We start from the raw sequence: 14605 nt of genomic DNA, 5'->3' as shown, positions 1-14605 counted from the left end.
AAATTAAACAAACTTAGAACTAAGGGGAGGAATTATGAAAAATTTAAAGAAGTTAACATCATTATTATTGGTACTTGTATTAGCAGTATCATTGGTAGCATGTGGATCATCATCTAAAAGTGAATCTACTGTATTAGCCGGTGAAGCAGAAGGTAAGAATGGAATAATTAAAGTAGAGGTTACAGTTGAAGATGCAGAAATTAAGAAGATAGACGTTGTAGAAAGCAATGAATCAGAGTTTACTGATGATGTCTTTGTACAAGTTATTGATAATGTTGTAGAGGCAAATAGTGCTGATATAGATGTTATATCAGGGGCAACTGTTACAAGTACAGCAATATTAGCTGCTGTAGCAGATGCACTTAGTAAATCAGAAGTTGAATTAGTAGCAAACTCAGTAGAGGTTGACGCAGAAATAGTTGAAGATGTTGACACTGAAGTTGTTATTATTGGTGGCGGTGGTGCTGGTCTTACAGCAGCAATTCAAGCTACTGAAGATGGAGCAAAAGTAATTTTAGTTGAAAAAAATGCAATTCTTGGTGGTAATACTAGTTATGCAACAGGTGGATTAAACGCTGCTGAAACTGTATATCAAGAAGAAGCAGGATATGAAGATAGTGTAGAATTATTTGTTGAAGATACTATGAAGGGTGGAGATAACTTAAATAATCCTGACTTAGTACAAGTATTAGCTGAAAATTCTGCAGAAACTGTTGATTGGTTAGTTGAAAGAGGAGCAGATTTAAGTGATGTTGGTATACTAGGTGGAGCTAGCGTTAATAGAGCTCATAGACCTACAGGTGGAGCAGCAGTTGGTAATCACATAGTTGAAGTATTAAGTGCAAAAGCTGAAGATTTAGGAATTGAAATTAGATTAGAAACAAAAGCTGTAGACATAATTTCTGCAGATGGAAAAGTTACAGGAATTAAAGTTGAAGATGCTAAAGGTAATGAGTACGCTATAAATGCAAAAGCTGTTGTTATTGCAACTGGTGGATTTGGAGCTAATCCAGAAATGGTAGTTGAATACAAAGCAGAATTAGAAGGATTCGGAACTACAAATGGTCCTGGTGCTACTGGAGATGCTATTGGTCTTGTTGAGCCATTAGATGTAGAATTAGTTGACATGGAGCAAATCCAAACTCACCCAACTGTAGTACCTGAAAAGAATAAAATGATAACAGAAGCAGTTAGAGGTAATGGAGCTATATTAGTTAATAGAGATGCTAAGAGATTTATTAATGAATTAGAAACAAGAGCGGTTGTATCAGCAGCAGAATTAGAGCAAGAAGGACAAACTGCTTTCTTAGTATTTGATCAAACTGTAAGAGAAAGTTTAAGTGCTATAGAAACATATGCTAAATTAGGATTATTAACAGAAGCAGAAACTTTAACAGAATTAGCTGAAGCTATTGGTGTAGATGGTACTGAATTAGAAAATACAGTTACTACTTATAACACATACGTAGCAGCAGGCGAAGATAAAGATTTTGCAAGAGATAATATGAAAACAGAACTTAATGTTGGACCTTACTATGCTGTAGAAGTTGGACCAGCTGTTCACCATACTATGGGTGGGTTAATGATCAATACTGATACTCAAGTAATAAATAATTCTGGTGATGTTATCGAAGGATTATTTGCAGCAGGAGAAGTTACTGGTGGAGTACATGGTGCTAATAGATTAGGCGGAAATGCTATGGCTGATATCACTACATTTGGTAGAATTGCTGGTACTAATGCAGCAAAATTAGCAGAATAATAATTAATTGAAATATAAAAAATCTCAGAAGATTATCTTCTGAGATTTTTTAATTAAATAGGAAATAATTTCTATTTATGATAAAAGGACAGTGATTTTAGTATTTTAAGCCAAAATCGTATTCATACTGATAATTACCGCCATTATAATCATCCATAATCACTGAATCATCAGCTTGCTCGATTGTTTTCGGCCAAGTCATTGGAAGAGTCCCTTTAAAATTATAATCTCCAAAGATTACATCGGATACTCCATTTCCTTCTGTGCCAGGTAGCCAAGCCATAACAAAAGAATCCCAATCATTGACATAATCATCTATAAGCAAAGGTCTACCAGCTAAGAGTATTGTAACAATAGGCTTATCTAGCTCTTTAACTTTTTCTAGAATATCAATATTACTTTTATAGCCAGTAATACTATCTAGTGTTAATTCTCCATTATCTCCAAATCCTTCAGCATAAGGTTTTTCAGCTAAGACCACCACCACTATATCTACTTCATCTGCTTTTGAGAAAGAAGTAATTAAATTATCACCAAGCTTATCCTTAAAAGCTTGTCTAATAGTGGTTCCAGAAGTTAAATCATTTTCTTCTATACCTTGCCATTCCATTGTCCATCCACCACATTGCAAGCCTAGATTATTTGCACCGGGACCTACTAGTAAAACTTTTTGATCTGTATTTAAAGGAAGGGTATTAGAGTCATTTTTTAATAGTACTAAGGATTCTCTAACGGCTTCACGAGCTAGTTCTCTATGCTCATCATTACCAAGTACATTTTCTTTTGCTTCAGCTAGTGGATTGTCAAATAGATCTAAATCATATTTTAGTTTTAAGAGTCTGTAAACTGCATCATCGATTCTTTCTTCCGATATTTTATTATTGTTTACTGCATCAATAAGTGTATTGTAAACTTCCATCCAATTGTATGGTTGCATTAATAGGTCAATGCCACTGTTTACTGCTAAAATTACTTTTTCTTCTAAAGTGTCTGCGTTTATTTCATTTATGCCATCCCAATCGGATACTACTACTCCTTTAAAACCAAGTTCATCTTTTAATACATCAGTAATTAGATATTTATTTTCATGCATTTTTAATCCGTTAAAGCTACTGAAGGATACCATTACAGTTTTGACTCCATTTGAAATAGCCTCTTTGTATACAGGCAATTGTATAGACCTTAATTCTTCTTCGCTAATTTGCACATTTCCTCTATCAATGAGATAATCTCCTTCACCTGTGCCAAAGGTAGTTTGTCCATCACCTACATAGTGCTTTGCAGTAGCTGCAATATTTTGCTCTTGAAGACCTTCTATGTAGTTTCCGATTAATCCTTCAACTCTTTCAGGGTTTTCACTTAAGCTTTCGTATGTTCTACCCCACCTAATATCCTGCGCAATAGAGACGGCAGGGTAAAAATTCCAATCTAGTCCTGTAGATGCAATTTCTTCTCCAACTGCAGAGCCAATTTGGTACATAAGATCACTGTTGTTTGCAGCACCTAGCCCAATGTTATGAGGAAAAATAGTAGCATCAAGAACATTACTATGACCATGAACTGCATCTATTCCATATATAATCGGTACTTTAGAAGAAGAGCTTAATGCGGCTTCTTGCATTTCGTTGTACATAGTTACCCATCCAACGACAGTATTAGAACTAGGAGTACTACCTCCACCGCTTAGAATGGAACCAATATTATATTTTTTTATTTCTTCAAGAGTTATTTCTCCACGCTCCGCTTGTATCATTTGTCCAACTTTTTCTTCTAGTGTCATTGATTCAATTTTATTTTCGATGTCCTCATTTTTACCAATTTCTAAGTCAGTAGGGTTGCTTTTTAGATTGAATATATTGTTGTTTTTCATGAAAACTGTAATAATAATAAAGATAACGATTACAGAAAGTGATAAGATAAACCATTTATTACGTTTAAATTTAATCATTGTATAAGTCCTCCTAAAATAGATTTTAAAGTGTATATAATTTCTGATGATTAAATTGTAACATTATATTTTGTAGAAGTATATAAAAATCTTAACCGATTAAGATTAAGTGTTTGTCTAGTTCTATTTGAATAAAATGTATTAATAATGTAATATAAGATTTATTAATGATGAATATAAAATGTAACAATTGTTACCGAATTAAAAAATGTAAAGTGTTATTATGATATCAAGATAAAAGTTGACACAGGGATTTTAATTTAAAGAAAATTAAAAAAAAGTAGATTACAATTAAAGCATTTTATTTGAATTGAAAATACTTATATAGAGAAAAATAAAAATACAAAGGAGAAGATTATGAATAATAAATATTTCAGCGTAGAAGATACAATATTTGATATAACAGAAAAATATGAGGAAGCAATTGATTTATTAGTATCAGTAGGCTTTCATAATTTTAAAGAACAAAAAGGAAGAGAAACATTTGGGAAAGCTATTTCACTAGAAAATGCTCTTAAAATGAAAAAAATTAATGTAGAAACATTTGTAGAAGAGTTAATTCAAAATATTGAAAATAATAAATTAAATAGAGATGAAGCTCAAGGAAAAAATAATGTTGGCAAGGAAGCTGATGTAAGAATTGAAGGAATTCTGCCATGTCCTGTAAAGTTACCGTTATTAGAAGGCTTTGATGCTTGGATGGCTGAAAATGACTTAGGTTTCAAAGTTGATTATGAACTAAAATCTGCATCAATGGGTGTAGATTGGCTTAAAGAGTCCTTAGAAAAATCAGAGTCAGCAGATGTACTAGCAGACATATTTATTTCAGCAGGATTTGATCTTTTCTTTGATAAGAACCTTATAGGAAAGTATAAAGAAAAAAATGTTTTTGAAGATATAACAGATTCCGAAAAATACAATAAAGATTTTGAAAATGATTATATAAGCTTAAAAGATCCAGATAAAGAGTACTCTATGATTGGTGTTGTACCAGCTGTTTTCTTAATTAATAGAGATGAACTTGGTGATAGAAAAATGCCAACTAGTTGGGAAGATGTTTTAAGTCCAGAGTTTGAAAATAGAGTAAGTCTTCCTATAGGTGATTTTGATTTATTTAATGCAATACTACTTAATATTTATAACAAATATGGTGAAGATGGCGTTAAAAGATTAGGAAAAAGTTTATTTAAGAGTATGCATCCATCACAAATGGTTAAATCACATATAGGAAAAATGGATAAACCTATAGTAACAATTATGCCGTATTTCTTCACTAAAATGACTAAAAATGGTGGACCGATGGCTGCTGTATGGCCAAAAGACGGAGCAATAATTAGTCCAATATTTATGCTTACTAAAAAAGATAAGAAAGATAAAATTAAGCCAATAGTTGATTTCTTTGCATCAAAGGGAGTAGGAGAAATACTTTCACATAATGGTAGATTTCCAAGTGTACACCCAGAACTAGATAATATGATTACAGCAGAAAATAAATATATGTGGGTTGGTTGGGATTTTATTAAAAATAATGATATTGGTGCTTTAATTAAGCACTGTGAAGATATGTTTAACGAAAGTGTAAAGGGGGTACAATAAATGAATTTAATAACTGTTTCAGGGCCACCTTCATCAGGGAAGACATCAATTATTATTAAAACAATAAATTCTTTACATCAAAGAGATTTAAAGGTTGGAGTCGTAAAGTTTGATTGTTTATATACAGATGACGATGTGTTATATGAAAAAGCTGGAGTTCCAGTAAAAAAAGGGTTGTCAGGTTCACTTTGCCCAGACCACTATTTTGTAAGTAATATTGAAGAAGTAGTTCAGTGGGGTGTAGATCTTAAGTTAGATGTTTTAATTACAGAAAGTGCAGGACTTTGTAATAGATGTTCCCCTTATATAAAAGATGTTAAAGCAATATGCGTTATAGACAATTTAAGTGGTATAAATACACCTAAGAAAATAGGGCCAATGCTTAAATCAGCAGATATAGTTATTATCACAAAAGGAGATATAGTATCTCAAGCTGAAAGAGAAGTATTTGCATCAAGAGTTCACTCAGTAAATCCTAAAGCTATAACAATGCATATAAATGGACTTACAGGTCAAGGAGCATACGAACTTAGTACATTACTTTATGATGAAAAAGATAATATAGATACTGTAAAAGGTAAAAAATTAAGGTTCTCAATGCCTTCAGCACTTTGCTCTTATTGCTTAGGTGAAACTAGAATTGGAGAAGACTTCCAGATGGGTAACGTTAGAAAAATGGACTTAGGAGGAAAAAATGATTAATTATAAAGATATAGAAAATAAAACACTTCCGAATATTGAAAAAGAATACCCTTTTATTACTTCATTTTTCGAATCTAATAAACTAGTAGTTGAAGGAAATGAGAATACTACATTAAATGAATATTTTAATAGTTTTAGTGAAGAAGAGATTGAAGAATGGGCTATAGACATTGACAAAATAAAAGAAGATATGATTATTTTTATAAATGAAATGTTATCATTCCTTGGAGTTGAAGAAGATAAGGGAGTGAATTCCTTAACTATCCTTCCAGGGCAAGATAAGAGTGGAAATAAAGAGAATTTCGAAGAGTTAACCATAAATAAGAGTGAGATAATTTCAATAGTAGGGCCTACAGGTTCAGGAAAAAGCAGATTACTTGCAGATATAGAATGGACAGCTACAAAGGATACTCCTACAAATAGAACTATATTGATTAATGGAGATATCCCTGATAAAAAATGGAGATTTTCTTCATCAAACAAATTAGTAGCCCAATTATCTCAAAACATGAACTTTGTAATGGACCTAACAGCAAGAGAATTTATAGAATTACACGCTAAAAGTAGGATGGTTGAAGAAGAGGAAGAAGTAATAGAGAAAATAATTGAGGCAGCTAATCATTTAGCAGGTGAAAAGTTTGATTTAGAAACACCAATTACAAGCTTGAGTGGTGGTCAATCAAGAGCATTAATGATTGCAGATACAGCTATTTTAAGTACATCACCAATAGTTTTGATAGATGAAATCGAAAATGCAGGAATAGATAGAAAAAGAGCTTTAAATTTACTTGTAAGTAAAGAAAAGATAGTTTTGATGGCAACTCATGATCCGAGTCTAGCACTTATGGCTGATAAGAGGATTGTAATCAAAAATGGTGGTATTCACAAGGTTATTGAAACAGATAAAAAAGAAAGAGAAATATTAGTTCAATTAGATAAATTGGATGCTATAACTAGTAAGCTTAGAGCAGAACTAAGAGCTGGAAATAGTTTGAAGGCAGAGGATATAGTTTTATAAGACAATGCACAATTCACAATGTACAATGCACAATTAAGTTCAAAGGAAAAGTTCAAGAGATAAGATTAAAGCAATGCACAATTCACAATGTACAATGCACAATCAAGTTCAAAAGATAAGTTCAAGAGATAAGATTAAAGCAATGCACAATTCACAATGTACAATGCACAATCAAGTTCAAGAGATAAGTTCAAGAGATAAGATTAAAGCAATGCACAATTCACAATGTACAATGCACAATCAAGTTCAAGAGATAAGATTAAAGCAATGCACAATTCACAATGCACAATGCACAATCAAGTTCAAAAGATAAGTTCAAGAGATAAGATTAAAGCAATGCACAATTCACAATGTACAATGCACAATCAAGTTCAAGAGATAAGTTCAAGAGATAAAAGACAAGTTCAAGAGATAAAAGAGAAGAGATAAAAGAGAAGAGATAAGATACAATAGACAAGACATAACAGACAAAAGACAAAAGACAAGAATAAAAGATAAGTGCACAACAATGTTGATATTAGAGACAGTATGCGGTTTATAGTGGTGTTGTGTGTGTAAGAGAATCTAGGTTTTTAAGCTTAAGCATAGATGGTGATTATTGGGTAAGGTTTTCGTAACATAAGATACGGATTTTATATTTGATTTAGTTTATAATTATAAGGACTTACAAAATAGTAAATAGTGAATTATATATGTATCATTGAATGAGTTTCAAAGTAGGAACTTTTAACTAAAAGAAGAGAGGAGCAATAAATATGAGCGAAAATGTACACGCAGGATGTTCAGGAGAGTTTGAAAATGGTAAGCAAACAGTAGATAAGGTTAGAATGATGGGTTTTAATACTCAGTTTATGCCGATAGCATTAACTATTAATTGTGAAGAATGTGGAGATACTTTTGAGATGGAAACTTTTGAAAGCAAATGTCCAAAATGTGGCATGGTATATGGGGTAACCCCTTGTCATGCTCACGATCCAGAGAGTGTAAAACCGGCAGGTATTGACTACTAAAAATTAAGTTGAACCAAAAAAGGACAGGTACTATCATATAGTAACCTGTCCTTTTTATACTATACCACCTAAATATGCCCGAAATGGAATTGAACTGAGATTTATATTAATAATAAGAAATATTTAGTAATAATGAAGGCGTAACTTTAGATATAAAAATATTTTAATAAAATTTTAAGAATTAATGATATAATTTAATTACAATGATTTATGGGCAGTTGGATTGGAGGAGATTTGTTGAATACAGTAACATGGATTGCAATTTATATGCCATTATTTATTTTATTTTTTATTATTCTTCCTCAGCAGAGACAAGTAAGAAAAGTTTTATTAATAAAAAAGAAAAGGATGGGATTAAAAAAAATGACAAACGAAATTTTGCAAAAGTATATAGGAACTACATGTACAATATCAACAGGTTCTTTTGGAACGGCGCTAGTTGGAGAAATTATCACTATAAATGAAAACTGGATTGAAGTTCAGACAAAAAAAGGAATAGAACTTATTAATGCGGAGTTTGTACAAAGTATTAAGATTAAGAAATAAAGTATATTAGAAGACTATAAATAGAAACTTATTTATAGTCTTCTTTTAAGATTAAACATTACATAATCAATGGAATACTGATAAACAGTTTTAAAATCTGGTGCCTGGTAGCCAGAGTTTTTATTTTTGATCCAGCTCATTGTGCAAATTGTAAGAAATTCTTAAGAATTATGTTTATTTCTTTTAATAATCACTTAGTATTATTGAATTAGGAGAATTAAAGATATACCAGTGTCCGACTAGCATTAATTTATATTGAAATGGTATATCAAACTAACTCAAAATAGGGGAGATATTATGAGTACAATGCAAATAAATAGAAAATTAACAAGGATAGAGAAAAGAAAAAGAAAATCCGGCTTTTTTCATAAGTTGATAATTACAATCATTACTATTATGGTAGTTGTTTCTTATTATAATTATAATGAAAATCAACAATGGGAAAAGGGTGCTTATAATTCTATAGTGTCAGAAAAAATGTATAACTCTATGGGAAATTTAGGAGATAGGTTATTAGCATATAATGCAGCTGTAGACTTAAATGGAGGAAGTTCAGCTAATACTTGTGTTTATTTTGTATCAGAAGTTCTTAGAATGAATGGAGAATATGTGGACAATAGTATTTGTAACACACTAGAATTGTTAGATGTATTGAACGAGAAGGGTTGGAAACGAGAATATGACTATAGCAAACTAAAGCATGGAGATATTTGCTTTACGACGGATATAAATTTAAATGATGATGGTAAACCAACACATACTTATATATTTATGGGGTGGGTAGAAGAAGGTAACTATGACTATGCATACATATGTGATAATCAGGCAAAAGATTATGAGGGTAAGATATATCACATTAGAAATCTTGCAAATGTAGAAGAGGTTGATGGTAATACAAAAGAACCTTTTAGCTTTTTTATGTATAGGAAAAATACTTTTCCTATACATAAAAAATGAAGGGGTGCAGGGGAAGTATTTCCCCGCTTCTTTCAGGAGGGTGATCAGACGCGTCAGCGGCTGCCTACGGGAACCTAAGGTTCCATAGCGAAGCAGCTTTGCTGCTTTTTATGTATAAGGATAATTCGATATTTACTTTTTAATATAGAATAATTGTATATCACTTTTGAAGAAGGAGAATTTTTATGAGTAATAACATAAAATGTTTGATAGATTTTGTAGTGCTTGGATTAATATATTATATTTTATTTTTTAAAGGGTGGAAAAGTAAAGGAAAAGATAAATTGTTTATAAACACTCTGATGTTTGTATATGTATCTTTTGTTATGTATTATACGCTAATGCCAATTATAGTGTCACTTCCATTTATTTTTAACCATCCCTATGTGCCAATGAATATGCATCTTTTCGTAGATTATTTTTATAATATAAGGGGTTCAGAACGTCAAATTTTACTCAATATCATTATGATGATGCCATTTGGATTCCTATTTCCCATTGTTAAAAAGAAAAAATTATGGTCTTGTGCATTATATACATTTTTATTTAGTTTGGGAATTGAAATAATTCAGCCCTTATTAAGTGGTTCTAGGGTATCAGATATTACTGATTTAGTAACAAATACAGTTGGTGGTATTTTGGGTTATGTTGTATATATGATTTTTAAGCCATTAGTGGAAGCGATAATAAATAATCTGAAACTTAAAACTGCTAATTAGAATAATGTTGAATTATAAACATTATTTTAAAACAAAATATAAATGTTATAATAATGACGTGAGGGGTGAGAAGATTGACAGAGTACAATATTTTAGTAGTAGATGACGAAGAGGAAATTAGAGAAGCTATAGAGATATATTTAAGAAATGAAGGTATGAAAGTTTTTAAGGCTGAAGATGGGATAGAGGCCTTAAAAATCTTAGAGGCTGAAAAAATACAGTTAATATTAATGGATATTATGATGCCCAAAATGGATGGAATTAGAGCTACATTTAAAATAAGAGAAAGTAATCAGATTCCAATAATAATGCTTTCAGCCAAATCAGAAGATACTGATAAAATACTAGGACTAAATATTGGAGCTGATGATTATATTACAAAACCATTCAATCCTTTAGAGCTAGTCGCAAGAGTCAAATCTCAATTGAGAAGATATGTGGATTTTGGAGAGCAGAAAGTAGAAAATGAGGAAATAGTAGTTAGAGGACTATCGTTAAATAAAAGCACAAAGACTGTGACAATACATGATAAAGAAATAAGACTTACATCTACTGAGTACAAGATATTAAAATTGCTTATGGAGAATAAAGGCAGGGTATTTTCAATAAAGGAATTATATGCAAGAGTTTGGGAAGAAGATTTTTATAATGCAGAGAACACTGTTTCAGTACATATTAGAAGAATTAGAGAAAAGATTGAAATAAATCCAAAGGAACCAGAATATTTAAAGGTGGTATGGGGAATTGGCTATAAAATTAAAGAATAGATATTTTAAAATTGTACTTTTTATTATAAGTGTATATATGGTGGCTTTTTCATTGATAGCTGCTTTTGATGTTGACTCTAATAGAAGATATCTTGATAAAGAAATATATTTTAGTACTCAACAATTTCAAACGGAATTGGAAAGAAGTTTTACTGATATAAGAAAGCTTATAGAGAACGATGAGATTAATGATGTAAATATTAATGAAGAAATGAATAATAATTTTATTAAATATTATATAGAGGATAGTCAGGGTAATGTAGTATATAGTGATTTCAAGGAAGGGACAGACATTTCGGATTTATCTAAAGATGAATTTGTCTATATGATGAATTTAGAGAACAATAGGTATTATTATATCAATGAATGGTTTTATGAAAATGATTTTGAAGGTGTTTTTTTTGTTCAAAAAGGTTTTGGTGGTAATGATGATGTTATAAAAGACTATAATTATTATCTTTCTCTAAGAGAAAGAGTAATTAAAGAAATTATTTTAGGAAGTATAGCTTTTATAATGGGAATAATTATTTTGATTTATACTAAGAAAAAATATAATTTCAAAATAAAGCAGTTTAAGTACGTTGAGAATATTAAGAATAAATATCAAGATAAGCCCATAGACCTAAGAATAGCTATATTTTTAATAATTTTATTTATAATAAAAATGTGGCTAAATAATATAAATTTCTTTTATTTTCCTATAGGAATAAGGCATTCACTGATACTAAATTTAGTATCTATATATGTTATATATGTAGTATTTAGTATAAGCAATTTTATAAGTGTGATAGTAAAAGATAAAGAACTTAATAAAGAGTTGAACAAAAGTTTTATAAATATGATTAGAATTAATATTATAGATTGCTTTAGAAATATAAAGACAGTAATTAAGGTACTTTTAGTTTTAGGTTGTACAGTTTTTTTTGGAATTATGATAGGTGTTGTATTATCATATTCGGGAGATGGATTTCCGGTAATTTATATACTGGTATATTTAATTTTCATACCGTATTATTTAGTAAAAAAATTAGGATTATTTAATAGAATAGTTGAAGCTAGTAGAGGGACTTCTCTAGTTAAATTAACATATGAAATGGATAAAAGTGGTGAAGGGTCTTTGTACGAATTAGCTTCTAATATAAATAACATGAAAGAAGAATATGAAAAATCAGTAGACAGTCAAGTTAAAAGTGAAAGATTAAAAACTGAATTAATTACTAATGTATCTCATGATTTGAAAACTCCACTAACTTCAATAATAAATTATGTTGATTTCTTGAAAAAAGAGGATTTATCCCCTGAGGAAAGATTAAAATATATTAATGTTATTGATACGAAATCGCAAAAGCTCAAGGTGCTAATAGAAGATTTATTTGAAGCATCAAAAATGTCTAGTGGGAACGTTGAGTTTAATATTGAAAAAATAGATATAGCGGCTATTTTGAGTCAAGCTTTAGGAGAGATGAATGAGAGGATTAAGAGTTCTTCACTTATATTTAAAGTTGATATACAGGATGAAAGTATATATCTGAATTTAGATGGTAATAAAACTTGGAGAGTTATAGATAATTTATTAAACAATATACTAAAATACTCAATGCCAAATACAAGAGTATATGTTGAACTTAAGGATTTTGAAGATTTTGTGACAATAACAATGAAAAATATTTCGTCTTATGAAATGAACTTTGATGAGAACGAGATTTTTGAGCGGTTTAAAAGAGGAGATAAAGCTAGAAACACTGAAGGTTCAGGACTTGGACTTGCAATTGCAAGAGATATAGTTGAGCTTCAAGGGGGAAGTATGAATATTTCTATAGATGGAGATTTGTTTAAAGTGGTGGTTAGTTTTCATAAAAACATATAAAATCATTAGCAATTAGCAATTAGCAATTAGCAATTAGCAATTAGCAATTAAGGTGGATTATAAGATATATCTTATGATGCGTAAAATTTTTGAATTAATTTATTATAGGGAGATAACTATGTATATTATTGATATTAATTCGGAACCTAAAGATAAAGTTTATAGAGATTTAATCAATTTAGCTTTTAAAGTTTGTGACGAGTTTATTTTGGTGGTAAGAAAAGACTTTAAATTATCTAATGAAGCTAGTTCGATAATGGACAAATTACAACCGTATTTGAAGAAAGTAAAAAAACAAAATGAATGGCCAGGTACTTGGAGTGCCAGGGAAGTAAAAGTACATTATTATGAAATGGATGAGAGAGCCAAAGAAATTCTAAAACAAGAAGCTAACTCATTATATTCTTGGATGCAACCAAATAAACCAGAAGATTTATGTTTTTTAAAGAACGGGGAGCCGTGGTTAATAAATACTGCACACGAAGGTGAAAGCTATATATTAATTAGCGATAAAAAAGAAATTGATGGATTAGAGAAAATAGATGGATTGAAGATTTCTATAGAACAATACTCTAATAAATAAGTAATGAGATGTGTTTAAAAGAGCTGCCCAGTGGTATAATTATGATAGAGATGTTAATTTAAAGGAAGTGATAAAATGGACAATTCTAGTTTAAATAATAATTCTGTTAAAGTAGATAATAGTGATGACTTGCTAATTAAGACTAAAGAGTTTATTGATAGAATAGATAAAAAATATCCTATCAAATTTGCATACCTTTTTGGATCTTATTCTAGGGGAGATAACAATAATAATAGCGATATTGATTTGGCCATATATTTTAAAAATAAATACTCTGATATAGAAGACGTGTTTAATAGAGGAACTATTATTGAAGAAGCTAAATTATTATTTAGTAAAAATGTAGATATTGTTTCTTTAAATAATGCGCCGCTATTATTAAAATATCAAATTATACATGATGGTATTGTTATTAAAGACTCAATTGATAGAGCTTCCTTTGAATCTTTGTATTTAAGGATGTATTTTGATTTTAAATATTATTCAGATACTTATGATGAAATGATGATAAATAATATTAAAAAAGATAATTATTTTTAAGGAGGGCTAAATGGTAAGGAGAGAAGTTGTTTTAGTAAGATTGGATAAGCTTAAAGAATATATGAAAACTATTGAAGAGATTAGCCTTAGTTCGAAAGAAGAGTATATAAAGAATCCTTTGTTATACGGTTCATGTGAAAGATTTTTACATTTGGCTATTGAGTGTATTTTAGATATTGGTAATCATATAATTACTGACCAAGGATATAGAAAACCTGATAATAACAGAGATATTTTTGAGGTATTAAACGAAAATAGTGTTATTAATAATGATTTAAAGGAGAATTTATGTAATATGGCTAGTTTTAGAAATATATTAGTTCATGATTACTTAAACTTAAATAGAGGAATGGTATATAACATAATTAAAAATAATATGGATGATATAAGAAAATTTGTTGCTATAATTGCAGATTATATTTAAGTAGAAATCAATTTTTATAGATATATAAATAACTATATAGAAAATAGATGAAAAAAGCTGAGATTTTCAGCTTTTTTTATTTTTGTAACATATGTTACGGATTTGATATGAAATTTACCGTATAATGAAGACAGTGTTAGAGCAAGGCACAATGCGCAGTGCACAA

The 14605-nt window shown here is 29.9% G+C and carries 14 protein-coding genes; 13 read left to right on the top strand and 1 reads right to left on the bottom strand.

What is annotated here, in order from left to right; translation table 11 throughout:
* The first annotated feature begins 34 nt into the window (after positions 1 to 34).
* On the top strand, positions 35 to 1762 hold the full coding sequence (locus ACVHXK_RS03450; RefSeq protein ID WP_461204963.1) for a flavocytochrome c: 1728 nt from the start codon (positions 35 to 37) through the stop codon (positions 1760 to 1762).
* Positions 1763 to 1859: 97 nt separating this feature from the next.
* Here the strand turns inward: ACVHXK_RS03450 and ACVHXK_RS03445 are convergent, their stop codons facing one another.
* Positions 1860 to 3710 carry a glycoside hydrolase family 3 protein gene (locus ACVHXK_RS03445; RefSeq protein ID WP_461204962.1) on the bottom strand — a complete coding sequence of 617 codons (1851 nt, stop codon included), beginning with the start codon at positions 3708 to 3710 and terminating at the stop codon, positions 1860 to 1862.
* 357 nt (positions 3711 to 4067) lie between these two features.
* On the opposite strand from ACVHXK_RS03445, the gene ACVHXK_RS03440 reads away from it, so the two are divergent.
* From ACVHXK_RS03440 to hepT, 12 genes are all read left to right on the top strand, one after another.
* Entirely contained in the window at positions 4068 to 5306 is a 1239-nt protein-coding gene (locus tag ACVHXK_RS03440) for an ABC transporter substrate-binding protein (RefSeq protein ID WP_461204961.1), read from the top strand.
* On the top strand, positions 5307 to 6008 hold the full coding sequence (locus tag ACVHXK_RS03435; protein ID WP_461204960.1) for a GTP-binding protein: 702 nt from the start codon (positions 5307 to 5309) through the stop codon (positions 6006 to 6008). It begins immediately after the preceding gene.
* Entirely contained in the window at positions 6001 to 7026 is a 1026-nt protein-coding gene (locus ACVHXK_RS03430; RefSeq protein ID WP_461204959.1) for an ATP-binding cassette domain-containing protein, read from the top strand. The genes ACVHXK_RS03435 and ACVHXK_RS03430 overlap by 8 nt, the downstream gene beginning before the upstream one ends.
* A gap of 755 nt (positions 7027 to 7781) precedes the next feature.
* A complete protein-coding gene (locus ACVHXK_RS03425; protein WP_461204958.1) occupies positions 7782 to 8036 on the top strand; it encodes a hypothetical protein in 255 nt (84 codons plus the stop codon).
* Positions 8037 to 8273: 237 nt separating this feature from the next.
* On the top strand, positions 8274 to 8582 hold the full coding sequence (locus ACVHXK_RS03420) for a DUF6897 domain-containing protein (protein WP_461204957.1): 309 nt from the start codon (positions 8274 to 8276) through the stop codon (positions 8580 to 8582).
* Positions 8583 to 8879: 297 nt separating this feature from the next.
* Complete coding sequence (locus tag ACVHXK_RS03415; RefSeq protein WP_461204956.1) at positions 8880 to 9539, top strand: hypothetical protein; 660 nt, start codon at positions 8880 to 8882, stop codon at positions 9537 to 9539.
* A gap of 185 nt (positions 9540 to 9724) precedes the next feature.
* Positions 9725 to 10258: a VanZ family protein gene (locus ACVHXK_RS03410; protein WP_461204955.1), complete on the top strand. Its 534-nt coding sequence runs from the start codon at positions 9725 to 9727 to the stop codon at positions 10256 to 10258.
* Positions 10259 to 10332: 74 nt separating this feature from the next.
* Entirely contained in the window at positions 10333 to 11025 is a 693-nt protein-coding gene (locus ACVHXK_RS03405; protein ID WP_461204954.1) for a response regulator transcription factor, read from the top strand.
* A complete protein-coding gene (locus ACVHXK_RS03400) occupies positions 11003 to 12892 on the top strand; it encodes a sensor histidine kinase (protein ID WP_461204953.1) in 1890 nt (629 codons plus the stop codon). Before ACVHXK_RS03405 ends, ACVHXK_RS03400 begins: the two co-directional genes overlap by 23 nt.
* Before the next feature lie 118 nt (positions 12893 to 13010).
* Positions 13011 to 13475 carry a stage III sporulation protein AH gene (locus ACVHXK_RS03395; protein WP_461204952.1) on the top strand — a complete coding sequence of 155 codons (465 nt, stop codon included), beginning with the start codon at positions 13011 to 13013 and terminating at the stop codon, positions 13473 to 13475.
* 75 nt (positions 13476 to 13550) lie between these two features.
* Positions 13551 to 14015 carry a type VII toxin-antitoxin system MntA family adenylyltransferase antitoxin gene (gene mntA, locus ACVHXK_RS03390; RefSeq protein ID WP_461204951.1) on the top strand — a complete coding sequence of 155 codons (465 nt, stop codon included), beginning with the start codon at positions 13551 to 13553 and terminating at the stop codon, positions 14013 to 14015.
* Positions 14016 to 14025: 10 nt separating this feature from the next.
* Positions 14026 to 14439: a type VII toxin-antitoxin system HepT family RNase toxin gene (gene hepT / locus ACVHXK_RS03385; protein WP_461204950.1), complete on the top strand. Its 414-nt coding sequence runs from the start codon at positions 14026 to 14028 to the stop codon at positions 14437 to 14439.
* Positions 14440 to 14605 lie beyond the last annotated feature (166 nt).

This window comes from Clostridium sp. DL1XJH146 (assembly GCF_054819755.1).
Note: the sequence above shows the minus strand (reverse complement) of the source record. Positions and strands in the feature narration are given on the sequence as shown.